The 23770-nt window shown below is 66.3% G+C and carries 24 protein-coding genes; 8 read left to right on the top strand and 16 right to left on the bottom strand.

What is annotated here, in order from left to right:
• Window positions 1-33: 33 nt before the first annotated feature.
• Genes scpA through AC3WQZ_RS28325 form a run of 9 tightly spaced genes read right to left on the bottom strand, consistent with a single transcriptional unit; the run spans window position 34 to window position 8723 of the window.
• Window positions 34-2112: a methylmalonyl-CoA mutase gene (gene scpA, locus AC3WQZ_RS28365; RefSeq protein WP_439667928.1), complete on the bottom strand. Its 2079-nt coding sequence runs from the start codon at window positions 2110-2112 to the stop codon at window positions 34-36.
• Window positions 2109-2945 (bottom strand): Pnap_2097 family protein, encoded by an 837-nt coding sequence (locus AC3WQZ_RS28360; protein WP_492301674.1) that lies wholly within the window; start codon window positions 2943-2945, stop codon window positions 2109-2111. Before AC3WQZ_RS28360 ends, scpA begins: the two co-directional genes overlap by 4 nt.
• A gap of 1 nt (window position 2946) precedes the next feature.
• Complete coding sequence (locus tag AC3WQZ_RS28355; RefSeq protein WP_492301673.1) at window positions 2947-4233, bottom strand: MSMEG_0569 family flavin-dependent oxidoreductase; 1287 nt, start codon at window positions 4231-4233, stop codon at window positions 2947-2949.
• Window positions 4234-4268: 35 nt separating this feature from the next.
• Window positions 4269-4556, bottom strand: a complete 288-nt coding sequence (locus AC3WQZ_RS28350) for an MSMEG_0570 family nitrogen starvation response protein (RefSeq protein ID WP_492301672.1) — start codon at window positions 4554-4556, stop codon at window positions 4269-4271.
• 8 nt (window positions 4557-4564) lie between these two features.
• Complete coding sequence (locus AC3WQZ_RS28345) at window positions 4565-5560, bottom strand: sll0787 family AIR synthase-like protein (protein WP_058698653.1); 996 nt, start codon at window positions 5558-5560, stop codon at window positions 4565-4567.
• A complete protein-coding gene (locus tag AC3WQZ_RS28340) occupies window positions 5557-6111 on the bottom strand; it encodes an MSMEG_0567/Sll0786 family nitrogen starvation N-acetyltransferase (RefSeq protein WP_011615423.1) in 555 nt (184 codons plus the stop codon). Before AC3WQZ_RS28340 ends, AC3WQZ_RS28345 begins: the two co-directional genes overlap by 4 nt.
• Window positions 6108-7211 carry an MSMEG_0568 family radical SAM protein gene (locus AC3WQZ_RS28335; RefSeq protein WP_412459425.1) on the bottom strand — a complete coding sequence of 368 codons (1104 nt, stop codon included), beginning with the start codon at window positions 7209-7211 and terminating at the stop codon, window positions 6108-6110. The genes AC3WQZ_RS28340 and AC3WQZ_RS28335 overlap by 4 nt, the downstream gene beginning before the upstream one ends.
• A complete protein-coding gene (locus AC3WQZ_RS28330) occupies window positions 7204-8220 on the bottom strand; it encodes a Nit6803 family nitrilase (RefSeq protein WP_010811742.1) in 1017 nt (338 codons plus the stop codon). The genes AC3WQZ_RS28335 and AC3WQZ_RS28330 overlap by 8 nt, the downstream gene beginning before the upstream one ends.
• 20 nt (window positions 8221-8240) lie before the next feature.
• The gene (locus tag AC3WQZ_RS28325) at window positions 8241-8723 is read right to left on the bottom strand and encodes an MSMEG_0572/Sll0783 family nitrogen starvation response protein (protein WP_010811741.1); all 483 of its coding nucleotides are present in this window, start codon (window positions 8721-8723) and stop codon (window positions 8241-8243) included.
• Window positions 8724-9137: 414 nt separating this feature from the next.
• On the opposite strand from AC3WQZ_RS28325, the gene AC3WQZ_RS28320 reads away from it, so the two are divergent.
• On the top strand, window positions 9138-10529 hold the full coding sequence (locus AC3WQZ_RS28320) for an aminotransferase-like domain-containing protein (RefSeq protein ID WP_492301671.1): 1392 nt from the start codon (window positions 9138-9140) through the stop codon (window positions 10527-10529).
• Between the two features lie 70 nt (window positions 10530-10599).
• Here the strand turns inward: AC3WQZ_RS28320 and AC3WQZ_RS28315 are convergent, their stop codons facing one another.
• From AC3WQZ_RS28315 to catA, 6 genes are all read right to left on the bottom strand, one after another.
• Complete coding sequence (locus tag AC3WQZ_RS28315) at window positions 10600-11295, bottom strand: alpha/beta hydrolase (protein ID WP_492301670.1); 696 nt, start codon at window positions 11293-11295, stop codon at window positions 10600-10602.
• A 109-nt stretch (window positions 11296-11404) separates the two neighbouring features.
• On the bottom strand, window positions 11405-12190 hold the full coding sequence (locus AC3WQZ_RS28310) for a 1,6-dihydroxycyclohexa-2,4-diene-1-carboxylate dehydrogenase (RefSeq protein WP_010811738.1): 786 nt from the start codon (window positions 12188-12190) through the stop codon (window positions 11405-11407).
• A gap of 17 nt (window positions 12191-12207) precedes the next feature.
• Entirely contained in the window at window positions 12208-13227 is a 1020-nt protein-coding gene (benC, locus tag AC3WQZ_RS28305; RefSeq protein WP_492301668.1) for a benzoate 1,2-dioxygenase electron transfer component BenC, read from the bottom strand.
• A 21-nt stretch (window positions 13228-13248) separates the two neighbouring features.
• Window positions 13249-13764, bottom strand: coding sequence for a benzoate 1,2-dioxygenase small subunit (benB, locus tag AC3WQZ_RS28300; protein WP_439667935.1), 516 nt, complete (start codon window positions 13762-13764; stop codon window positions 13249-13251).
• Window positions 13761-15194, bottom strand: coding sequence for a benzoate 1,2-dioxygenase large subunit (benA, locus tag AC3WQZ_RS28295; protein WP_010811736.1), 1434 nt, complete (start codon window positions 15192-15194; stop codon window positions 13761-13763). The genes benB and benA overlap by 4 nt, the downstream gene beginning before the upstream one ends.
• A 104-nt stretch (window positions 15195-15298) precedes the next feature.
• Window positions 15299-16222 (bottom strand): catechol 1,2-dioxygenase, encoded by a 924-nt coding sequence (gene catA / locus AC3WQZ_RS28290; protein WP_058698658.1) that lies wholly within the window; start codon window positions 16220-16222, stop codon window positions 15299-15301.
• A gap of 146 nt (window positions 16223-16368) precedes the next feature.
• Between catA and AC3WQZ_RS28285 the strand changes: the two genes are divergently transcribed.
• From AC3WQZ_RS28285 to AC3WQZ_RS28265, 5 genes are all read left to right on the top strand, one after another.
• Window positions 16369-17286, top strand: a complete 918-nt coding sequence (locus AC3WQZ_RS28285; protein WP_010811734.1) for a LysR family transcriptional regulator — start codon at window positions 16369-16371, stop codon at window positions 17284-17286.
• Between the two features lie 113 nt (window positions 17287-17399).
• Window positions 17400-18545 carry a muconate/chloromuconate family cycloisomerase gene (locus tag AC3WQZ_RS28280; protein WP_010811733.1) on the top strand — a complete coding sequence of 382 codons (1146 nt, stop codon included), beginning with the start codon at window positions 17400-17402 and terminating at the stop codon, window positions 18543-18545.
• Between the two features lie 45 nt (window positions 18546-18590).
• Window positions 18591-18869, top strand: coding sequence for a muconolactone Delta-isomerase (gene catC, locus AC3WQZ_RS28275; protein WP_013956906.1), 279 nt, complete (start codon window positions 18591-18593; stop codon window positions 18867-18869).
• A 13-nt stretch (window positions 18870-18882) separates the two neighbouring features.
• Window positions 18883-19665: a 3-oxoadipate enol-lactonase gene (gene pcaD / locus AC3WQZ_RS28270; protein WP_492301666.1), complete on the top strand. Its 783-nt coding sequence runs from the start codon at window positions 18883-18885 to the stop codon at window positions 19663-19665.
• A gap of 26 nt (window positions 19666-19691) precedes the next feature.
• On the top strand, window positions 19692-20546 hold the full coding sequence (locus AC3WQZ_RS28265; protein WP_492301665.1) for a 3-oxoadipate:acetyl-CoA acetyltransferase: 855 nt from the start codon (window positions 19692-19694) through the stop codon (window positions 20544-20546).
• A gap of 133 nt (window positions 20547-20679) precedes the next feature.
• Here the strand turns inward: AC3WQZ_RS28265 and AC3WQZ_RS28260 are convergent, their stop codons facing one another.
• Complete coding sequence (locus AC3WQZ_RS28260; protein ID WP_010811729.1) at window positions 20680-21375, bottom strand: TetR/AcrR family transcriptional regulator; 696 nt, start codon at window positions 21373-21375, stop codon at window positions 20680-20682.
• A gap of 291 nt (window positions 21376-21666) precedes the next feature.
• On the opposite strand from AC3WQZ_RS28260, the gene AC3WQZ_RS28255 reads away from it, so the two are divergent.
• Both AC3WQZ_RS28255 and AC3WQZ_RS28250 read left to right on the top strand, forming a co-directional pair.
• A complete protein-coding gene (locus AC3WQZ_RS28255) occupies window positions 21667-23391 on the top strand; it encodes an AMP-binding protein (protein ID WP_492301664.1) in 1725 nt (574 codons plus the stop codon).
• Window positions 23392-23462: 71 nt separating this feature from the next.
• A partial coding sequence (locus tag AC3WQZ_RS28250) for an acyl-CoA dehydrogenase family protein (protein ID WP_492301663.1) occupies window positions 23463-23770 on the top strand: 308 nt, incomplete at its 3' end.

Here is a 23770-nt window from a genome sequence, read left to right as displayed (position 1 = left end):
TGGTGGGCGACGTGGCGATCGAGGACGTCACGCTTACGCCGTAGGCATCCTCGACAACGTGAGCGCAGCCACGATGGTGCTCACGATGATCTCCATCGGCGTGCCCGGTCCGAAAATCCCCTGCACGCCGCACTGGCGCAGCAAGCGCCTGTGGTCTGCCGGAACAATGCCGCCGACGAAGACCGGCACATCGAGCGCGCGCTGCCGCAAGGCGTGTAGCAGCACCGGCAGCAGATCCAGATGCGCGCCGCCCAGCGTGGAGATGCCGATGGCATCGAAGTCGCCATCGCAGGCGGCAGATACAACCGCCTCGGCCGACTGGAACAGCGGCGTCAGTTCGACGACGAACCCGGCATCCGCAAGCCCGGCCGCCACCGCTTTCGCACCGCGGTCGTGGCCGTCCTGGCCGAGCTTAGCCACGAGTATCCGGGGCGCACGGCCAAGCCGCTCGCGCAGCGCACTGACGCACTCGCAGGCCGCCAGCCATTCCGTGTTGCCAGCGCGAGCCGTGCCGTACAGCGCAACGTCGTAGGACGCCCGGACAGTATGGCGCGGCCAGACCTGGAGCAGCGCCCGGGTACATTCCCCGACCGTGGCGCGGCAACGCATGGCATCGATCGCACAGGCTAGCAGGTTGCGGCCGCCGCGCCTGGCCGCTTCGGTCAGCGCCGCCAGCGCATGCCTGGCCGCGGCGTCATCGCGGCGGCTGCGCAGCGCGTCCAGGCGGCGTGCCTGTTGCACGCGCACCTGGGTACCGTCGATCTCCAGGCATTCCTGGCCATTGTCGTCGGGCTCCTGGTAGCGGTTGACACCCACCACGACCTCTTCCCGCGCATCGAGCCGAGCCTGCGTCCGCAGCGCATTCTGGTGGATGCGCCGCTGCACCCAGCCGGATTCGAGGGCTGCCAGGATGCCACCCTCAGCGTCGATGTGCGCCAGCACCGCGCGAACCTCCGTCACCATGCGGCCGGTCAGCGACTCGATCAGGTAGGAGCCCGCCCACGGGTCCGCCACGTCGCACAGGCCAAACTCATGCTGGAGGATCAGCTGCGTATCGCGGGCCAGCCGCGAGGCCTGCGCGCCCGGCAAAGCCAATGCCTCGTCAAAGCCGTTGGTATGCAGCGACTGCGTACCACCGAAGATCGCGGCCATCGCCTCGATCGTGGTGCGCGCGACATTGTTGAGCGGCTGCTGCGCGGCGAGGGTCCAGCCCGAAGTCTGGCAATGCATGCGCATGGCGGTGGCGCGCGCGCTGGTGCCGCCCAGCTCGCACACGATGTCGTGCCACAGGAGCCGCGCGGCGCGCAGCTTGGCGATCTCGACGAAGAATGGCTTGCCGACGCCGAAGAAGAAGCTCAGTCCGCCGCAGAATGCATCGACATCAAGGCCGCGCTCTCGCAGCAGGCCGACATAGGTCCTGGCATTGGCCAGTGTCAGTGCCAGTTCCAGCACCGGATCGGCGCCTGCTTCCTGGAAGTGATAGCCCGAGATCGACATGCCGTTGAACTTCGGCGCATGCGCGGCCAGCCATTCGACCACGTCGGTGGCGATGCGCAGCGACGGCTGCGGCGCATGGATCCAGGTGTTCCGGACCATGAACTCCTTGAGGATGTCGTTCTGGATGGTGCCGCGCAGCTGTTCGAACGGGACGCCCCATTCCTCGGCCGCGACCAGGAACGCTGCCAGTACTGGCAGCACCGCACCACTCATGGTCATCGATACCGACACACGGTCCAGCGCAATGCCATCGAACAGGCGCCGCATATCGTCGACCGAGTCGATGGCCACGCCGGCCATGCCGACATCGGCCTGCGCCAGTGGATCGTCGGAATCATAGCCGCGGTGGGTCGGCAGGTCGAAGGCCACCGACAAGCCCTGCGCGCCCTGCTTCAGGGCCTCGCGATAGGCGAGGTTCGACGTCACGGCGTCGCCGTATCCCCCGTACTGGCGGATGGTCCATGGCCTGCCGCGGTACATGGAGGGATAGGGGCCACGAACGAACGGGGCCTCGCCGGGCATGCCGCCCAGGTGGCCAAGACCAGTCAGGTCGCCGGGCCCGTAGACCGGCTTCAGCTCAAGGGCGCCTGCCGGGTCATCCCGTTTCGCGTTCATCGTTGCCTCCACCGCTTCTGCGTGACCACATCTGCGATCTTCTCGCCGTCGCGGCTGCGCCGGATCTCACACCAGTGCGTCAATCCTTCCTCGTCCTCGCGCAGCGCGGAGAAGATCAGCTCCAGCGACTCGCCGACATTGACGTTGCCATGGAAGAACAGGTCCCGCGCGAACACCGTGGGCGGATCCGCGTCGCGGCGCCATTGCCATTCCGCGCGATCGACCATGGCCTGGAAGCTGGCGAAGTACAGCAGGTCGGCGCCATTGAAGTCGTTGCAGGGGCACGGCAGGTACTCGGCGGCGTGGCAGACGCGATGCCGGGCCTGATCGAGCCCGAGATGCGTACCCCAATCGCCGCAGCGAAATCGCCGCGCCAGCAGCGACAGTTCCGCCGCCTGTGCCGACGGGCCGGCGCCGGCCCACTGCGCGGCCACGGTCGGCATGGTGCGCACGACCGAGCGGTTGTCCCGGTCACGCGTGCGGCGGATGAAGGTGGACAGCATCGTCACGCTGGCGCGGCGGTCCCCATGCATGTCGACCGCATGTTCGCTGAGGTGCTTCACGCCACCCGCTGGCACGATGCGCGAACCGATGCTGAACCCGGCGTGCTCGCCGACTGTTTGCGGCGCGGCATCGCGCACGCGGATCGCGGTGAACGCCGCATATACCGGATTGCCCTCGGCATCGCGGAAGTCCGGCACCCCCAGGCCGGCGCCGGCGGCCAGCAGGCGCCAGTGCAGGTCGCCGCAGGTCTTCAGCAGCCAGTTCTCTGACAGGCCGGTGTATGCCAACTGGGGCATGCCGGCCACATGGCGCGAGACGACGGCTTCCATGTCAGGCGGCCAGCGCGGTGTCGGCCCGGCCTGCGGCGACCAGGGCGGCCAGGTACTCGGCGTCGCGCGCGATGCCGGAGAATCGCCCCGATCCCCACGTGTGCAGCCAGGGCAGGCCAAGAAAGTACAGGCCGGCGTGTGCGGTCACGCCACGTTCGTGGCCCGGATAGCCGCGGCCGTTGAACACCGGCACTTCGAGCCAGCTGAAATCCGGCCGGAAGCCAATGCACCAGATGATCGAACCAATGCCGGCTGCCTGGGGATCGAGTTCGGTGCGCTCGGCCGGCGGCGTCCACACGGGCTCATAGACGCTCGGCGGCGGCGCCTCGATACCTCGCTCCGCGATGAACTTGTCGATGCTCGCGTTGATGCGGTTGTAAGTCGCATCGGCATCGTCCAGGTTGCGACGCAGGTCCGGCGCAAAACGCAGTTGGCCGTCGAGGTAGTCGTCGAGCAAGCCGTAGAGCTCCATGCCCTCAGTGGCAAACCTGCGCAGGTCGATATCGCGCCCGCCGTCGCGGCCGGTGACATAGTGATTGGTGTTGTCGCGAACGCCCTCGCGCAGCGGATGCTCGGTGACCGGCAGGTCGTAGTATTTCATGTCCGCGAGCCAGTCCACGACGTCCCGCCCGCGATAGAAGCGCGCGCAGCGCGGCGCCTCGCCGACGGCCAGGTACACCTTGCGGCCGGCCAGGTGCAGGTCTTCCGCAATCTGCGCGCCCGACTGGCCCGAGCCAACCACGAGCACCGCACCCTCGGGCAGCGACTCGGGATTCCTGTATTCGGACGATTGCAGTTGCCGGACCGACGCCGGCAGGCGCTCGGCCATGCGCGGCACGATCGGCGTGTGATAACCGCCCGAGGCCACCACCACCTGGTCTGCGGTGAATGCACCCTGGCTCGTCACCACGGCAAATCCCCCCTGAGCGCGCGCCTTCACTTGCCGTACCTCGGTGTGCTCGAGCACCGGTGCACCGACCGTCCGGATAAAGCCATCGAGATAGGCCGTGATCTCATCCTTCTTCATGAAGCCGTGCGGATCATCACCCTGGTAGGGATAGCCCGGCAGCGCGCATTGCCAGTTCGGCGTCACCAGGCAGAACGCATCCCAGCGTTGCGTGCGCCAGGTATGCGTGACGGTGTGCTTCTCGATGATGAGATGATCGATGCCGGCCTGCTTCAGGAAGTAGCTCATCGATAGTCCGGCCTGGCCGCCGCCGACAATGATGACGCCGTAGTGCCTGGGTTCTGCGGCCTGGTCCGGATTGGTGTAGATGACGTTGGACATGTTGGATCCTTTAAGGCGAGGAATTTGAAGAACGGCTAGCTGCCAAAGCCGAGAAACCGGACGGTGGCGCCGTCCTGGCCCCGGAACCGCTGCGCGGCGATTTCCAGGATGCGGAACTGGTCCATCGCGGACGAGCAGGCGTAGCCATACCTGGCACGCACCCGCTCGGAAGCGGCGCCCAGCGCGGTACGCGCGCGCTCGACGAACTCGTCCAGCGGATACGCCGCCCCTTCGGCAAAGTGCTCCGTGACGATCGAGGATGGGGAATAGCAGGCCATCTCGGTCTGGTCAGGCCAGCGGATGCGGAAATAGGTAACTGGCATGGCAGGTCTCAGGTTGGGGAATCAATCGGCGTGGCCAGGCGCGTCGGCAGGATGAACCCCGCCTCGCGGAAGTCCCACAACGTGGCCCGTTCGCCGGCGTGCGTGAGCGTGGCGACACGGGAATTGTCGATGGCGCCGATCTGGGCGCAGGCAATGCCGCGATCGAGGAAGCGTCGTTCGACCGTCTGCGCATCGTCGTCATCGACGGCCAGCAGGAAGCCATAGCTGGGGAATGCCGTCAGCCATCGCTCCAGCGGCACGCCATCGGGCCGCGGAATGCGCTCCAGCGCGATGCTGGCGCCCACCCCGGAGCATTCGAGCAGCATCAGCGCGGTGCCGAGCGCGCCCGCCATGCTGATGTCCTTGGCCGCGGTGCAAAGGCCGTCTTCGGCCAGCACCGGCAAGAGTTCGAGATCCGCGCGCAGTCGTTCGCCCGGCGCGCCCGTCGATGCGTTCCAGAACGGGTACGGCTCCGCGAACGCGCCGCGCAGGTCCACCGCCATCAACAGGCGCTGCCCGGGACGCGCCGCGAAACTCGACAGCAGCTTGCGCGCCCGGCCAACGATCGCCACGGCAAGCTGGCTTTCCTCGCTGCGCGCGTTGCTGTGACCGCCGACGATCGGCACGCCATAAGCGGCAGACGCCGCTGCCATGCCCTTGAGCACTTCAGCGGCGTCGGCGGCGCCATGGCTCCATAGCGCATCGACCACGGCCGTCGGCCTGCCGCCCATCGCATAGATATCGCTGATGTTGACCATGACCGCGCTGTAGCCGGCGAACCACGGCATCGTGCGGATGAAATCACTGACCAGTCCTTCAATGGCGAACAGCAGGTAGCCGTCGCCATCCCGCCATGCCGCGCAGTCGTCGCCGACATCGACAGCCATGGCCGCGTTGCGTCCGGTGGCCGCGGCGCCGAGTGGCGACAGCATGGCCGGGATATCGGTCTTATGCGCAAAACCCCGGCTGCTGCGCAAGGTGTGTACGAGGTCGTCGAGGCTCATCGCACGGCCCTGCCTTCCGCAATCAGGCCCGCGTGCGGCGTATGACAAGGCGGGTAATGGTTCAGGTCTGCCTGCATCAGGTGGTGAGGCCGCCCGAGCAGCGTCTCCTCTGCCAGGACGTGCCAATGCAAGCGCCTGAACAAGGGCACGTTCTGGCTCTGCACGTGCGCAAGGAAGCGCCGGCAGCCGATCGCGTGGGCGCTGCTCACCGCCAGGCGGATCAGCGTCGCACCGATCTTGCCCTGGCTTCGGTATGCCGCATCCACCGCAAGCCGCGAGCCGAACCACACGCCCGGCTCGCTTTCATGGATGCGAACCGTGCCGACCACGGTGCCGGGATGGCGGGGCAATTCCGGCTCGAAGCGCACCGCCACCAGCAGTTGCGCCACGTCGTCCACCGCGTCCCGGTCGTCACCCGCGAAGATGCCCTGCTCCTCGCAGAACACGGCCTGGCGCAGGCGATAGGCCTGCTCCGCCTCCCAGGTGTGCTCCGCCCAGCGGATGCGGAACATCGGGATGCCCGGCACCTCGACGCAGAGATCGCTTTTCATGATGTCGCTCCGTCGGTCGCCAGTGCCGCCTCGCGCTCGTAGGTGGCCAGTGACGAGCACGCGCCGCACTTGCCGCAACCTGCCTTGATGTCGGACGAGCGCATGCCGGCGGCGCTCAGCATGGCGCCGAGCGGCTGCAGGATCGACTGCATGAAGGCCGGCGAGGGTGCCGGGTGGTCCTCCAGCGGCGTGCCGGAGATCGGCACGAAAGGCACCACGAACGGATACACCCCGAGCTCGATCAGCTCGCGCGAGATCGACAGGATGGCTTCCGCGGTGTCGCCGAGTCCCGCGAGGATGTACGTGCTGACCTGCGCCCTGCCGAACACCGCAACGGCGGCCTTGAAGGCTTCCATGTAGCGGCTCGGAGGCACCGCCGCCTTGCCCGGCATGATGCGCTCGCGCAGCGCCGGCGTGACGACCTCGAGGTGCATGCCGAGCGTGTCGATGCCGGCGGCCTTCATGCGCTCAAACCAGCGGTCGTCGTCGGGCGGCTCGCACTGCGCCTGGATCGGCAGGTCGACCGCGGCCTTGATGGCGAAGGCGCTCTCGCAAAGAATAGCCGCGCCCCGATCCGGCGTCGGCGGCGTGCCGGTGGTCAGCACCATATGCCTGACGCCGTCGAGCAGCACTGCGGCGCGCGCCACTTCGGCCAGTTGCTCCGGCGTCTTGCGCGCGATCGTGCGGCCCGCCGCCAGCGACTGGCCGATCGAGCAGAACTTGCAGGTCTTTTTGCGGCTCTCGTAGCGGATGCAAGTCTGCAGCACCGTGGTGGCCAGCACATCGGCGCCATGCAGCGTGGCGATATGCGAGTACGGGATGCCCTCCAGGGTCTGCAGCGCATGGAAACGCGGCGCCTTCGGAAAGCTGATGCTGGCAATCGGGATGGTGCCGCGCATCAGCGCGCTGCGCCCCGTTCCGTCGGGCGCCTGCGCCACGAACGGCGAGTGCCACGCGGTACTGGTATGCACCGGCACCATGATGGTCACGCCGTCGATGGTGACCGCCTTGTGATCGGACGGACCCGCCCCGCCGCGCCGGCTGGCCGCGCCGGCATTCGGGTCTTCCAGGCGCAGCCCGACGGACTGCAGTTCAGTCATCAATTGCCGGCTCGAAGCCGGCACGCTCGCGCTGGATGTCATCGCGGATACTCCCATGGAAGTTGGAGAAGGCGCCTGCCATCGGCACTGCCGTCGCCGCCGGCCGCTCATTGATGGCCAGGCTTAGCAGTTCCGGGCGCGCGTAGTGGCCCACCGAATCCATCATTCGCTTGCGCTTGGTGATGAGCGACATGTCGAGGTCGGCAATGACCATGCCCTCGCCCTCGCGCAACGGCGGCGCCAGGTGCTGGCCCTCCGGCGAGATGATTGCAGTGTTGCAGCCGCCGCGCAGCGCCTTCTGCAGCGCCGGATCGGTGGTCACGGAGGCGATCTGCGCTTCGGTCAGCCAGCCGGTGGCGTTGACGACGAAGCAGCCGGATTCCAGCGCGTGATGCCGGATCGTGACTTCGATCTGCTCGGCAAAGATCGGCCCGACCAGCGAGCCCGGGAACTGGCTGCAGTGGATTTCCTCGTGCTGGGTCATCAGCGCATAGCGGGCCAGCGGGTTGTAGTGCTCCCAGCACGCCAGCGCGCCGACGCGGCCGATCGCGGTGTCCGCGACCTTCAGGCCGGCCGCATCGCCCTGCCCCCAGATCATCCGTTCGTGGAAGGTGGGCGTGATCTTGCGGCGCTTGACCGCGAGGTTGCCCTCGGTGTCGAAGATAAGCTGCGTGTTGTACAGGCTGCCGTGGTCGCGCTCGTTCACGCCGAGCACCACGACCATGCCGTGCCGGCGTGCGCGCCCGGCGACGGCATCGGTGACCGGGCCGGGCACCACCACGGCCTGCTCGTACAGCCGCATGTGGTCGCTGCCGGAGTGCACCGGCGGCCGTACGAAGGAGAAGTACGGGTAGTACGGCACGAAGGTCTCCGGGAAGACGATCAGCTGCACGCCTTTCCCGGCGGCCTCGTCGATCGCCTCGCAGACCTTGGCCAGCGTGCCTGCGCCGCTCTCGAGGTCGGGCGCGATCTGGACCGCGGCCGCGCGCACAATGCGTTTCTGTGACATGGTGGCACCTGCCCTTTCGCTCAGACCGTCCAGGTATCGATGATCAGCGCATTCTCCTTGCGGTGCAGCAGCTTGAGGTCGAGCACATCGAGCGGATTGATCGGGCGGATGCCCTCGATCAGCGAGGCCTCGCCGTGGCCGTACAGGGCCTGCAGGGCGAAGCGGCAGGCGTAGACCTTGCCGCCCTCGTCCATGAACTTGGTGAGCTGCTTGTTGAAGTTCATATGCCCGGGGAATGCCTCGTCGCCAAGCGTCGGGAAGCCGCGCTGAACGCCAAGGTTCACGCCGGGGCCGTACAGCAGGATCGAGGTCTCGAAGCCCTTGCGCAGCAGGCGCGTGGCCTGCAGCATGTTGACGAAGCCGATCGAGCCTTCGAAGGCGACGGTGTGGAAGGTCACCAGCGCCTTCTCGCCGGCTTCGGCCTTTACGTCCTCGAATACCTTCTCTTCATAGTCGACCAGGAAATCGCCCTTCTTGTGGGCCGGTTTGCTGACAGCAGGCATGCTTCTCTCCGTTGCGTTGATGGGGCAGTGCGGCCGACCGATCCCTTGCCGATCGACCATTCGGCGCCAGGCCGAACACGCCAACATCCGCAACCGATGTGCCACGCAATGCCCGCAGTCATGCGATCAATCTCCAATCAAGCCGAAGCTGACCAAATGATCGGCCCAATGATCGCAACGGCTTTGGCCATGGATGCCACCAAAGGCGCACAGCGCACGCCATGACGGCTTCGCCACAATGCACATTTTTGAACGGGAACCAGCCGCCTGGTGCGCACGCGTGGTGCATCCGCGCTGATATCGCACCATCATTGAGAACTTCTGATGCAATCGCTTGTGCGGCTTGGTAAGCGATCATTCGGGTGCTACCCTCAGGGCACTGAATGCCATCGCATCGCGCAGCGGGAGACCACGGTGTCCAACCTGACCAGCCATTGGGTAAGACGTATCGCCGGCAGTGCCAAGCCGGCCTATTTACTGATTCCGGACCTGATCGAGGAGGCACTGGCCGACGGCCAGTTGCGCGCGCGCGACCGGCTGCCGCCGCTGCGCGACCTGGCCGAAGCGCTGCAACTGAACTACACCACCGTGGCGCGCGGCTACAGTGAAGCGAGGAAGCGGGGATTGATCGACACCAAGACAGGAAGTGGCACCTACGTGCGCGGACGTGCGCCCGCGATGCCGCTGCGCGGCGGCACGGGTGCGGAGATGTCCATGAACATGCCGCCGGAGCCGCCCGCGATGACAGCGCGGCTCCGTTCCGCCATGGCGCAACTGCTGGAGGCTGCCGATCCCTACACGCTGCTGCGCTACCAGGACTTCGGCGGAACCCCGGCCGATCGCTCGGTTGCTGCGAAATGGCTGCGCCGCTGGGTGCCGGCATGCAGCGCGGACACCGTGCTGGTCACGCCCGGCATCCACAGCGCGCTGGTTGCACTGCTGTCGCAGCTCGCACGGCCGGCGCAGACCATCTGTGCCGACGCGCTGGCCTACCCCGGCATCAAGGCCATCGCCGCGCAGCTCAATATCCAGCTACAGGCGCTGCCCGGCGACGAGGATGGCCCGTTCGCCCACGCCTTCGAAGCCATGTGCAAGACACAGAAGCCGGCGGCGCTCTATTGCAATCCGACCATCCAGAACCCGAGCACGCGCACCATGCCGCAGGCACGCCGCGAGCAGCTCGCCGAAGTCGCGCTGCGCTACAGCGTGCCGATCATCGAGGACGATGCCTACGGCATGCTGCCGCTGCGGGCACCACAGACGTTTGCCGCGCTCGCCCCGGAACTCACGTATTACGTCACCGGCCTGTCCAAATGCCTGGGCGCCGGGCTGCGCATAGCGTTCCTGCACGCCCCCACCGCCCGGCAGGCGCAGCGCCTGGCTGGCACCCTGCGGGCAACGACGGTGATGGCGAGCCCCATCAACACATTGCTCGCTACATCCTGGATCAAGGACGGAACTGTGGACGACATGCTCAAGGCCATCCGCGCCGAAAGCGCGGCGCGGCAGTTGATTGCGCGCCATGTGCTCGAGGGCCTGGCCTATGACGCGGACCCGGAGGGCTTTCACCTGTGGCTGCCGATCCCGGCGGCTTCAGCGTGGAGCCCGTCGGAACTGGCGCTGCACTTGCGCTCGCGCGGCATCGGCGCGGTATCGGCCGCCGCCTTCTCGACCGACGGCAACCCGCCCGATGCGATCCGTGTCTGCCTGGGCGGCCCGGGCGAGCGCGATGAGATCGAGGAGTCGCTGCGGATCATCGCGGAAACGCTCGATAATCCGCATCACTTGCATTCAGCGATGCTGTAGCCGGGGGGCTCCCCTTGACCGCGCAGCTTTCCGCTGTTCGGCGCACTGGTCCGGCGGGGCGTTCAGGGCGCTATCCCCTGACCGACTCCGTCGCGGCTTCGTCGATCAACGCTGCAACCTCGGCTGGCTTCGAAGCCAGCGAAGCATGGCTTGCCGCCAGAGTCACGACCTTCCGGGGATTGAGCCGGGCCGACATCTTCAGTTGGTTTTCGGGGGCGATCATTCTGTCTTCGCTGGAAATCTGGTACCAGGACGGCTTCTTTTTCCAGGCCGGCGTCGTGATGACGTCGCCGAAGGTGCTTGCAAGCGGCGCCTTCTGCGTCACCGCCATCACCAGCGCGTCGTCGGGCGAAAGATCCTGGCAGAAGCTCTCATGGAACTTATCGGACTTGAGCCACAAGTAGCCGTCGCTGTCGGGTTCGAGATTGGGCGCCGCAACCGGAAGATGCTGATGCGTAATGCCACCGGGGCTCTCCCCCGCATCTGGCGCAAACGCCGCGATATACACAAGCCCCACCACATTGGGCTGGTCACCCGCCTGGGTAATCACCGCACCACCGTACGAATGCCCCACCAGGAGGACCGGCCCCTTCTGCTGGGCAATCATCTTGCGGGTACGCTCGACATCGTCAGCAAGCGATGTCAGCGGCATTTCAACGGCGTGGACGTTCGTATACCCCTTTCGCGCCAGTTCGACGATGACTTTTCCCCAATGCGCGGCACCTCCCCAGAAACCGTGCACCAGAATGATCGAGGGCTTGCTCATGATCTGACTCCTATCTGCCAATGAAGGCTGTAAGCCGAACAATGCAACACGCTGCAGTCCCTCGGCGGTCGGACTGCGCTCCAATCGATTCCACCCAGACGCTGGCTCATCAGCCCTGATCCCCGCCGCCAACTGGCAAGACCGTGCCGGTAATGTACGAAGCCTCATCCGATGCGAGAAACAGGATGGCATGGACCTGCTCGTCGATCGTGCCATAGCGGTGCATCAGGCTCGAGGCCCTGGTCTGGTCGACAATGGCCTGGTACCAGATGGCCTCCTGCTCGCTCTGCGCTGCCATGTTGCGCGGAATCCTGCGCGGCGGCGCCTCGGTGCCGCCGGTGGCCACGGCGTTGACGCGCACGCCTTCGTGCGCATGCTCGAAGGCGAGGCTGGCCGTCAGTGCGTTGACGCCGCCCTTGGCCGCCGCGTAGGGCACGCGGTGGATGCTGCGCGTGGCAATCGACGACACGTTGACGATGACGCCCTGCCGGCGCGCGACCATGCCGGGCAGCACCGCGCGGCAGCACCACAGCGTGGGGAACAGCGAGCGCCGGATCTCGGCTTCGATCTGGTCCTCCTCATAGGCCTGGAAGGGCTTGGCCCAGATCGTGCCGCCCACGTTGTTGACGAGGATGTCGATGCGGCCGAAGGCTGCTTCGGCCGCCTGCGCCATCTGCGTGGCGCCGGCATAGCGCTCCAGGTCGGCGTGCACTGCGATGGCCTGCCCGCCCGCAGCAACGATCTGCGCCGCGACTTCATCGACCAGCGCCGATCGGTCGACCAGCACCACCGAGGCGCCCTCGGCGGCGGCGGCCTGTGCGACGCCGCGGCCGATGCCTTGCGCGGCCCCGGTCACGATCATGGCTTTGCCGGCAAAGCGTGTAGCAGTTCTCATGTTGTCGTGCTCCTTGCTCATGCCGCGTTGCTGGCCGAGAACTTCTCATAGTAGAAGCCGGCGGGCGTGATGCCGCTCTGCTGCAGCCAGCCGCGCACGGCCTCCACCATCGCCACGGGGCCACACAGGTAGATGTCGACATCGCCGCCGTTGAGCCATTCCGGCTCCACATGGGCTGTGACATAGCCCTTGCGTGGGTGGTTACTGGCAACGTCGGCGACGCAGGTACGGTATTCGAAGCCGGCCAAGGCACCCTGGGCCGTATCGATGCGTGACAGCGCCACCAGGTCGATGTCGTTGGTGACCCCGTAGACCATGCGCACCGGCTGCGCACAGCCACTGGCGGCCAGCACATCGAGCATCGACAGGAACGGGGCGATGCCGGTGCCGCCGGCCAGGAACAGCACCGGCCGTGTCACCGCGCGCAGGTAGAAGCTGCCGTACGGACCCGAGAACGCCACGCGCTCGCCGGACTTGGCCTGGCTGGTCAGCCAGGTGCTCATCCGGCCTTCCGGCACGTTGCGCACCACGAAGCCGGTGCGCGCGCTGCCGGGCGCGGAGCTGAAGGAATAGGAGCGCGTCTGCCCGGTGCCCGGGATCTCGACATTGACATACTGGCCGGGCAGGAAGTCCAGGCCGGCGGCCTCGTCCAGGTCGATGGAAAAGCCGATGGTCGAATCGGAGAGCTGTTCCAGCTCGGCCAGCGTCCCCTGGTAGGTGGTGACGCCGGTCTTGCACGCGGCCGACGAGGCGGGCACGCGAATCACGCAGTCCGAACGCGGGCGCGTCTGGCAGGCCAGCACGTAGCCCCGGCCAGCTTCCTCCGCGGTCAGCGCATCTTCGATATAGCTGGATTCGGGCAGGTCATAGCTGCCCGACTCGCACAGCCCGCGGCAGGTGCCGCAGGCGCCATCACGGCAGTCCAGCGGGATATTGATCTGCTGCCGGTAGGCGGCATCGGACAGGGTCTCGTTCTCGCCGCAGGTGATGAACCTGGTGACGCCGTCCTCGAATTGCAGGGCGATGGTGTGTTCCATGGCGCGTTCCTCCAGCCTGGATCAGATGTGATAGATGTCGATGACCTGGTTGATGTAGTCGTTCTTGAGCACGACATACTTGTCCAGGATGCGCGGCTGCGCGCCGGAGAGGTCGAGCGTGTAGCGCGACATGCCGAAGTAGCTGTAGGTGGTCTGGTAGCGATGGCTCAGCGTGTGCCAGTTGAAACGCACGGTGCAGGTGTCGCCCGCCACCCCGAGCACTTCCACGTTGCTCAGGTTGTGGCTGGTGCGCGTGTCCGGAATGGTGGCGCTGGAGCGCTCGGTCTTGATGCGGAACACGCGATCCTCCAGGCCCTGGCGGGTCGGGTAATAGATCAGCGAGATCTCGCGCTGCGGGTCGGTGATCAGCTTGCCGTCGTCATCCCAGCAGGGCATCCAGAACTTTGCGTCGGGGTGGTAGCACGCAAGCCATGCGTCCCACTCTTCGTCATCCAGCAGCCGTGCCTCGCGGTACAGGAAGGACTGGATGGCGGCCAGGTCGACCGGTTGGTCGAGGGTGATGTCGGCGGTGCTCATGCTGCGCTCCCTGCGGCGGCGTCGGTGGTGTCGGTGGCTTCATTCGCGGCTTCGGCGGATTGCTCTGCCACGGCCTTCTTCATCACGTCCAGCCAGTAGCGGTGCTGCACCGTGTAGAGGCCCTCGTCCTCGGTGCGCACCCCGCTCATCACGGGCTTGAGTCCGATGCGCTGCGCGGCCTCGTCGGCACCGTCGATCCAGTGCTTCGCGCCGCGGCACATGTCGTTCCAGGCCAGTGCCTGCCCGGCGTAGCCCTGCTGGCAAGCGCGGAACTCCTCGAGGTCGTCGGGGGTGGCCATGCCGCTGACGTTGAAGAAGTCCTCGTACTGGCGGATGCGGCGCGCGCGCGCCTCGTCGGATTCTCCCTTCGGCGCGATGCAGTAGATGGTGACCTCGGTCTTGTCGACGGCCAGCGGACGCAGCAGGCGGATCTGCGAGCCGAACTGGTCCATCAGGTAGACGTTGGGATAGAGGCACAGGTTGCGAGAGTTCTGGATCATCCAGTCCGCGGTCTCGGCGCCGCAACGCTCGGCGAATTCCTCGCGGCGGCTGAAGTTGGGGCGGTCCTCCGGGTTGGCCCAGCGCGTCCACAACAGCATGTGGCCATGCTCGAAGGCGTAGAAGCCGCCGCCCTGCTGGCCCCACTTGCCAGCGTCCATGGCGCGGATCTTGTCTTCCTGCGCGTTCTTCTGCTTGCGCTGGCTGGTGGTTGCGGCGTAGTTCCAGTGCACCGCCGACACGTGGTAGCCATCGGCGCCGTTCTCGGCCTGCAGCTTCCAGTTGCCCTCGAACGTGTAGGTGGACGAGCCGCGCAGCACCTCGAGCCCGTCGGCCGACTGGTCGACGATCATGTCGATGACGCGCGCCGCTTCGCCCAGGAAATCCTTCAGCGGCGGCACGTCAGCGTTCAGGCTGCCGAACAGGAAGCCGCGGTAGTTCTCGAAGCGCGCCACCTTCTTCAGGTCGTGCGAGCCTTCCTTGTTGAAGCAGTCAGGGTAGCCGGCGTTCTCGGGATCCTTCACCTTCAGCAGCTTGCCGCTGTTGTTGAAGGTCCAGCCGTGGAACGGGCAGGTGTAGGTGGCTTTGTTGCCGCGCTTGTGGCGGCACAGCATGGCGCCGCGGTGGCTGCACGCGTTGATGAAGGCGTTCAGTTCGCCCTGGCGATTGCGCGCGATCACCACCGGCTGGCGGCCGATATGGGTGGTGTAGTAGTCGTTGTTGTTCGGGATCTGGCTTTCGTGCGCCAGGTAGATCCAGTTGCCCTCGAAGATGTGTTTCATCTCGAGTTCGAACAGCTCTTCGTCAGTGAAGGCCGCGCGGTGCAGCCGGTAGTCGCCGCTTGCCTTGTCTTCCACCAGGAAGGTATCCAGGTCGAGGCGCTTTGCGCCGGGGCGAACGGGGGCCTTGCCCTCCGGATAGATGGGGATCATGGAGTTGTCTCCTGCCGATGTCTTGTCGCCGGGGCGGCGCTGCGCATGGCGCTGCCGCCCGGACTGGATCTGCCGGCCCGCGCGGCGGGCGGCATTGCGGAAAATCAGGCGGCGGCGCGCTGGCGCTCCACCTCGGCGGCGGGGGCGCCGGCCTGCTCCGGCAGCAGCCGGAAATCGAAGTCGATCGAGGCGAACGGCTTGTCCACGCCGTGTTTGTCGAGCGCGGCGGCTTCGGTGACGCGGGTCACCGCCGGCACCAGCCCCTCGCGGCTGGCGAAGGCGAAGTCGTCCCACAGGTATTCGTCGCCGTCGATGTTGATCTGCGTGGTCAGCTTGCGGTGGCCGTCCGCCGACACGAAGAAGTGGATGTGGGCCGGGCGCCGGCCGTGGCGCGCAAGCTGGTCCAGCAGGCGCTGGGTGGTGCCTTGCGGCGGGCAGCCGTAGCCGTTGGGCACGTTGCTGCGGAACTGGTAGCGGCCGTTTGCATCGGTGACGATGGTGCGGCGCAGGTTGAAGTGCGACTGGGTCTTGTCGAAGAACGAGTAGTTGCCCATCAGGTTGGCATGCCACACCTCGACCCTGGCGCCGGGCAGCGGCTTGCCGTCGGCGCCGTACACCGTGCCTTGCATGAACAGGACCTCGCCCTTGCCGTCGTCGCTACCATCATCGAGCCGGGCAAAGCCGGTGCTTTCCGGGGCGCCGGCCACGTAGAGCGGGCCTTCGATGGTGCGCGGCGTGCCGCCGGTCAGGCCGGCGCGGGCTTCGGCCTCGTCGGCGCGGACGTCGAGGAATCGCTCCAGCCCCAGGCCGGCGGCGAGCAGGCCCAACTCCTGGGTGGCGCCCGCCTCGGCGAAGTACTCGATGCCCTTCCAGACATCGCTGGCGCTCAGGTCGAGGTCCTCGATCGCCTTGAACAGGTCCGCGGTCAGGCGGACTACCACCTGCTGCACGCGCGGGTCGGGGGTGCCTTGCGTGCCGGTGGCGACGATAAAGCTGTGGACCAGGGCGTCGATTTCCGAGTGAGTCATGGGGGTCTCCATAGTTGTGGTTGGGTCCCGGTTCATGCTTTGCAGGTATCGAGCTTGTCTTCCGGGCACGGATGGAGCATAGTCAACGGCAGTTTTGGCAGTCCAACACTGATTTAGTATCCCATCGATACTCAGGAGGTATAGTCTTGGAATTGCGGCACCTGCGTTACTTCGTGGCGGTGGCAGAGGAACGCAACTTCACCCGGGCGGCCGAGCGGCTGCATATCGCACAGCCGCCGCTGTCGCGCCAGATCCAGCAACTGGAGGACGACCTGGGTGTGCAACTGTTCGAGCGCCACTCGCGCCCGCTGAAACTGACCGACACCGGGCGCTTCTTCTATACCCACGCGCTGCAACTGCTGGCACAGACCGCGGAACTGCAGGCGATGACCAAGCGGGTCGGCAAGATCGAGCACAAGATGTCGGTCGGCTTTGTCGGCTCCACGTTGTATGGGATGCTGCCGCGGATCATCCGGCGCTTCCGGCAGATGCACGCCGATCTCGAACTGAGCCTGCACGAGATGTCGACCATGGACCAGATCAAGGCGCTCAAGGAGGGGCGCATCGATGTGGGCTTCGGGCGCATTCGCCACGAAGACCCGTCGGTGCGGCGCGTGGTGCTGCGTGAGGAGCGCATGATCGTGGCGCTGCCGGTCGGCCATCCGCTGGCTGACGCCAAGCCCGAGCTCGCGCTGCACGACCTGGTCGGCGAGCCGCTCATCATCTTCCCCAAGGCGCCGCGCCCGAGCTTTGCCGACCAGGTGCTGGCCGCCTTCCACGACCGCGCCCTGAAGCCGCGCCGCCTGCACGAGGTGCGCGAGCTGCAGATCGCGCTCGGGCTGGTGGCGATGGGCGAAGGCATCTCGGTGGTCCCGAGCAGCGTCTACGGGCTCAAGCGGGGCGACGTGACCTACAAGGAACTGGACGATCCCAAGCTGGTGTCGCCCATTATCATGAGCACGCGCATGCTGGACGAGTCGGCCGACCTGCGCTCGCTGCGGGACATGATCTACCAGCTCTACGAGGATGAGGGCATGGCCTACCTGCCGCCGCCGAAGGAATAAGGCGCAACGGGCGGTTCATACTCTGTAGGTATGGAATCAGACGCCAACGGTCTTGGACACCCCAAAAATAGCCCTCCATACTCCGGTGCAACGTTCAACTGCATCAGGAAGGTATGAAAGTGGCGACGCAGCAAAGCATCACGGCCATCGAGTCCATCGAGGCCATTCTGGTCGATCTTCCGACCATCCGGCCGCACCAGCTCGCCATGGCGACCATGCAGCGGCAGACGCTGGTGATCGTCCGCCTGCGCTGTGCCGACGGCATCGAAGGCCTCGGCGAGGCGACCACCATCGGTGGACTTTCCTACGGCGACGAGAGCCCCGAGGGCATCAAGCTGACCATCGACAGCTACCTTGCACCGGCGCTGCTGGGCCAGGATGCGGCCAATGTGCATGGCGCCATGGCGCGCCTCGGCAAGGTCGCACGCGGTAACCGCTTCGCCAAGTCGGCGCTCGAGACCGCACTGCTGGACGCGCAGGGCAAGCGTCTCGGCGTGCCGCTGGCGACACTGCTGGGCGGCGCCGTGCGCGACACCCTGCCGGTGCTGTGGACGCTCGCCAGCGGCGACACCGCGCGGGACATCGACGAGGCCGAGCGCCTGCTCGCCGAGCGCCGCCACGATACCTTCAAGCTCAAGATCGGCCGGCGCAGCGTGCGCGAGGACGTCGCACACGTTTCCGCGATCAAGCGCGCGCTGGGCGAGCGCGCGCGTGTCACGGTGGACGTCAACCAGGCCTGGAACGAAGCGGATGCCGCCACCGGCATTGCCATGCTGGAGACCGCCGGCATCGACCTGATCGAGCAGCCCACGCCACGCGAGCAACGCGCCGCGCTGGCGCGCCTGGCGGCGCGTTTCGTGGTGCCCATCATGGCCGACGAAGCGGTGTGCGGGCCCGAGGACGCGATGGAACTGGCCCGCATCGGCGGCGCCGACGTGTTCGCCCTGAAGATCGCCAAGTCGGGCGGCATCTTCGGCATGCTGCGCACGGCCGCGGTGGGCGATGCGGCCGGCATCGCGCTGTATGGCGGCACCATGCTCGAAGGCAGCATCGGCACCATTGCCGCCGCCCACGGCTTTGCGACCCTGCCGCAACTGGCGTGGGGCACCGAACTGTTCGGCCCGCTGCTGCTGAAGGACGACATCGTCGCCGAGCGCCCCGTCTACCGCGACTTCGCGTTGCACCTGCCGCAGGGCCCCGGCCTGGGCATGGCGCTGGACGAGGACAAGCTCGCCCACTACCGGCGCGACCGCGCCTGATTCCCTGCCATCAGACCCCATCAGAATCGAAGCGAGGAGACACCAATGCTGTATCTGGTACGAATGGACGTAAACCTGCCGCACGACATGCCCGCCGCGCAGGCGGAGGACATCAAGGCGCGCGAGAAAGCCTATGCGCAGGACCTGCAGCGCCAGGGCAAGTGGCAGCAGCTCTATCGCGTGGTGGGCGAGTATGCCAACTACAGCGTGTTCGACGTCGAGTCCAACGAGGCGCTGCACACGCTGCTGTCGGGGCTGCCGCTGTTCCCGTACATGAAGATCGCCGTCACGCCGCTGGCGCCGCATCCTTCATCGATCCGCTGAGGGAGCCCACGTCATGCGCTTTGCCACCCGCGACGGGCTTCGCCTTCACTATGAACTTAACGGTCCGGCCGGCGCGCCGGTGCTGGTCCTGTCCAACTCGCTGGGCACCACCCTGTCGATGTGGGACCCGCAGATGCCGGCGCTGCTGGAGCGCTTCCGCGTGCTGCGCTACGACACGCGCGGCCATGGCGCCTCCGGCGTGCCGGCAGCGCCGTTCGGCATGGCCGAGCTCGGGGCCGACGTGCTGGCGGTGATGGACCATGCCGGTGTCGAGCACGCCCACTTCTGCGGCCTGTCGATGGGCGGCATGACCGGCATCTGGCTGGCACGCCACCATCCCGAACACTTCGGCCGCTTCGTGCTGGCAAATACCGCGGCGCTGATCGGCCCGGCGTCCGGCTGGAACACGCGCATCGAGCGCGTCCGCAACGAGGGCATGGCGGCAATCGCCGGGGGCGTGCTGGCCCGCTGGTTCACGCCGGCCGCGCTGGCCGGCGATCCGGCGCACATCGCGCCCGTGCTCGCCATGCTCGCATCCACGGATGCCGATGGCTATATCGCCAACTGCGCCGCCGTGCGCGACGCCGACCTGCGCGGCCTGCTGGCAGGCATCCGCTCGCGCGTGCTGGTGATCGCGGGCGTGCAGGATGCCGCCACCACGCCGGAACAGGGCCGCGAGCTGGCGCAAGGCATTGCCGGCGCCGAATACCTCGCGCTCAACGCCGCGCATTTGTCCAACTGGGAGTTGCCCGAGGCGTTTTCGCACGCGGTGATCCACTTCCTGTCACAGGCGTGATGCCATACATCCTTACCGGAGCCGACATGACCCAGCCCTGCATCATCTCCGTCGCCATCACCGGCTCGCTGCCGCGCAAGCGTGACAACCCTGCCGTGCCGATCACTGTCAGCGAGCAGGTCGAATCCACCCAGGCCGCCTTCGAGGCGGGCGCCACGCTCGTCCACCTGCACGTGCGCAATGACGACGAGACGCCCTCCTCCGAGCCCGACCGCTTTGCCCGCGTGCTGGAGGGCATCCGCAAGCATGCGCCGGGCATCATCACGCAGGTCTCCACCGGCGGCCGCTCAGGCGCGGGAAGGGAGCGAGGGGGGATGCTGTCGCTGCGCCCGGACATGGCGTCGCTTGCCACCGGCTCGGTCAATTTCCCCACTCGCGTCTATGACAATCCGCCAGACCTGGTGGACTGGCTCGCCGCGGAAATGAAGGCCTACGCCATCAAGCCCGAGATTGAGGCCTTCGACCTGTCGATGATCTTCCAGGCGGTGGCCATGCAACAGGCCGGCAAGATCGACGGCGCACTGCATATCCAGTTCGTGATGGGGATCAAGAATGCGATGCCGGTCGATCGCGAGGTGCTTGCCTTCTACGTGCACACCTTGCGGCGCCTGGCACCCGATGCGACCTGGACCGGCGCTGGCATCGGCCGGGACCAGCTGACGATGGCGCGCTGGTCGCTCGAACTGGGCGGCCATTGCCGCACCGGCCTGGAAGACAATGTGCGGCTTGACAAGCAGACACTGGCGCCCTCCAACGCCGCGCTGGTCAGCCAGGTAGCGGCCTTGTGCGAGGAATATGGGCGCCCCGTGGCGACAGTGGTCCAGGCGCGCGCGCTGCTGGGGCTGCCGTCAATGGAAATCGACGGGCGTTCGCCCTGGTAGATTAAGGCCTATTCGAAGACGTGCAGGGCCGCCAGCAGGCGATCGCGTATGGCGGCGCATGAATCCGGCAAGGGTCCCTCGCAAGAACTAGATCAGTGGATTAGTGGACCGGCGCTTCAAGGCGCGCCGCACGTCAACCGTTGCCCGCCCTTCTCAATGCTGCGCCGACTTCTCCATAGAATGCGCGCAATTTCTCCACCTCGACGTCTACAGGCAGCAAGGCGGGCCACAACAACGCCACCATATCCCTGGCCGTCTTCTCGATATCCACTTGCCGCTGCCGGGCGATCGCGTCCCACAGGATGTGCTCCATCGGGCCGAGGATTGCCGAGCGCAGCAGGCTCAACGGCAGGTCATCCCGGATCTCGCCGTTGTCCCGCGCCCGCGCCAGCAAGTCCATCAACGGTGCCGTATAGCGGCGCTGCAGCGGTACGAACACCTCTCCCAGCCCCGGCCCTTTTGCACGCCCCTCCGACAACACCAGCGCACACAAGCCCGTCCCCTGGATCAGGAACAACCGCAGGTGTGTCCTGACATAGAACTCCAGCTGCACCTTTGTGCTTTGCCCGTGCGGCATGCCTTGTTCCACGGTGCTGATGATCTCGTCATACCAGTCCTCGATCACGCGTGCGCATAGCTCGCGCTTGCCATGGAAGTAGGTGAACACCGTGCCCTCGGAGATGCCCAGGCGCTGGGCGATCTCGGTGGTCGTGGTCCGCTCATAGCCGAGCTCGGCGAATACCTCGCGGCTGACGCGCAGGATGTCCCGGATGCGTTGTTCCGCCTTGGCGCCCGCCGGCACACGGCGGGGCGATGTGACGTCTTCCATCTTGATTGAGTCCTTGCTTGCCCGAAGGCGAGATTATAGGGCCGGCTCAGCCCTGACTTGAGCTTTACTCAATTTTAGGTTGCCATTTCGATTGGCACCATGTATTTTTCGATCATCGCACCAACGGGTGTCAGGCGAGCCTCGAAGGAATAGCCAAAAATAGAGCAACCGCGCCGCAAATATACGGGAAAACCCGGAGACGCCACCCCAGAATCCATCGATGCGCCGTTTATTGAGTAACACTCACAAATATCCAATGTGACGAACCACAACCGGGCTTTGGAGACAAGTATGACGATGCAGGCCGAGTCCTCTCCCACCATCCTGCCGATTGGCGGGTTTTCGCATGTGAGAGGGGACACCACCATTCCGCTGTCGGAACAGACCGTGCCGGAGTTGCTGGCGCAAACGGTGGCTCGCTATCCCGAACGGAAAGCCGTTGCCTTTCGCGAGCAAGGGGTGCGCTGGAACTGGCGCGAATTCTCCGATGCCGTGGACGCACTGGCGGCAGGCCTGCACACGCTGGGGCTGGCCAGAGGCGACCGAGTCGGCATCTGGTCCCCCAACCGGGTCGAGTGGCTGGTCACCCAGTTCGCCACGGCGCGGCTGGGGCTGGTGCTGGTGAACATCAATCCCGCCTACCGCCTGTCCGAGCTGGAGTACGCGCTGAACAAGGTGGGCGTCAAGGCGATCGTCGCGGCGGAAGCCTTCAAGACCTCACGGTACCTGGAGATGCTCCAGGTACTCGCCCCCGAACTGGCCACCTGCGCGCCGGGCGAACTGCAGGCGGCGCGGCTGCCGGCACTGCGCTGCGTCATCCGCATGGGCGACGACCATACACCCGGGATGCTCCGCTATGCCGACGTGATTGCGCGCGGCACAGGCGTGGCTCGGTCGACGCTGGATGCCATCACGGCACAGCTGGACCGCCATGACCCGATCAACGTGCAGTTCACCAGCGGCACTACCGGTGCGCCCAAGGGCGCCACGCTGACCCATCGCAATATCGTCAACAACGCACGCTTCATTGCCATGGCGATGCGTTTCTCCGAGCAGGACAAGCTCTGCATCCCGGTGCCCTTCTATCACTGCTTCGGCATGGTCCTGGCGGTGCTGGCCTGCGTGTCCTCCGGCGCGGCAATGGTGTTCCCCGGCCAGGCCTTCGAGCCGGAAGCCACCATGCAGGCAGTCAGCGAAGAACGCTGCACGGCATTGCATGGCGTGCCGACCATGTTCATTGCCCAGCTCGATCACCCGAACTTCGCGAGCTACGACTTCTCTTCCCTGCGCACCGGCATCATGGCGGGGTCACCCTGCCCGATCGAAACCATGAAGCGCGTGGTGTCGCAGATGCATATGTCCGAGGTGACGATTGCCTACGGCATGACGGAAACTAGCCCGGTCTCCTTCCAGAGCAGCACCACCGATCCCCTGGACAAGCGCACGACCACGGTGGGCCGCATCCAGCCGCACCTCGAAGTCAGGATCGTGGATGCGACAGGTGCCACGGTTCCCGTAGGAGAAACCGGCGAGCTGTGTACCCGCGGCTATTCGGTGATGCCGGGCTACTGGGATGACGAGGCGCGTACCGCCGAAGCCATTCGCGACGGCTGGATGCACACCGGCGACCTCGCCACCATCGACGCGGAAGGCTACTGCAACATCGTCGGCCGCGTGAAGGACATGCTGATTCGTGGCGGCGAGAACATCTACCCGCGCGAGATCGAGGAGTTCCTGTTCCGCCATCCGAAGGTCCAGGCGGTCCAGGTGTTCGGCGTTCCCGACCAGAAGTACGGCGAGGAGGTCTGCGCGTGGATCGTGCTCAAGCCCGGCGCGAGCGCCACGGAGGACGAGATCCGCGATTTCTGCCGCGACCAGATCGCGCACTACAAGATCCCGCGCTACATCCGCTTTGTCGACGAGATGCCCATGACCATCACCGGCAAGGTACAGAAATTCGTGATGCGCGAGCGCATGACGCAGGACCTGAAACTCAGCGAATCCAGGACGGCCTGACGCGCTGGCGCCGGTGCACGGCGCCAGCCAATCCCCCCGCTCCCACAGACAACACCAGAGACAACACCGCTATGAACACCCTCCCCGGCCTCAAGTTCGACCTCGGCGAAGACATCGAAATGCTGCGCGATTCCGTGCGCGCCTGGGCTCAGGCCGAGCTGGCCCCGCGCGCCGCCGAGATCGACCGCACCGACCAGTTCCCGATGGACGCCTGGAAGAAGATGGGCGACCTGGGCGTGCTGGGCATTACCGTGGCCGAGGAATACGGCGGCGCCAACATGGGCTACCTGGCGCACATGATCGCGATGGAAGAAATCAGCCGCGCCTCGGCGTCGGTCGGCCTGTCGTACGGCGCGCATTCCAACCTGTGCGTGAACCA

The sequence above is a fragment of the Cupriavidus sp. FW305-26 genome (assembly GCF_058787975.1).
This window is presented reverse-complemented; position numbering and strand designations above follow the sequence as displayed.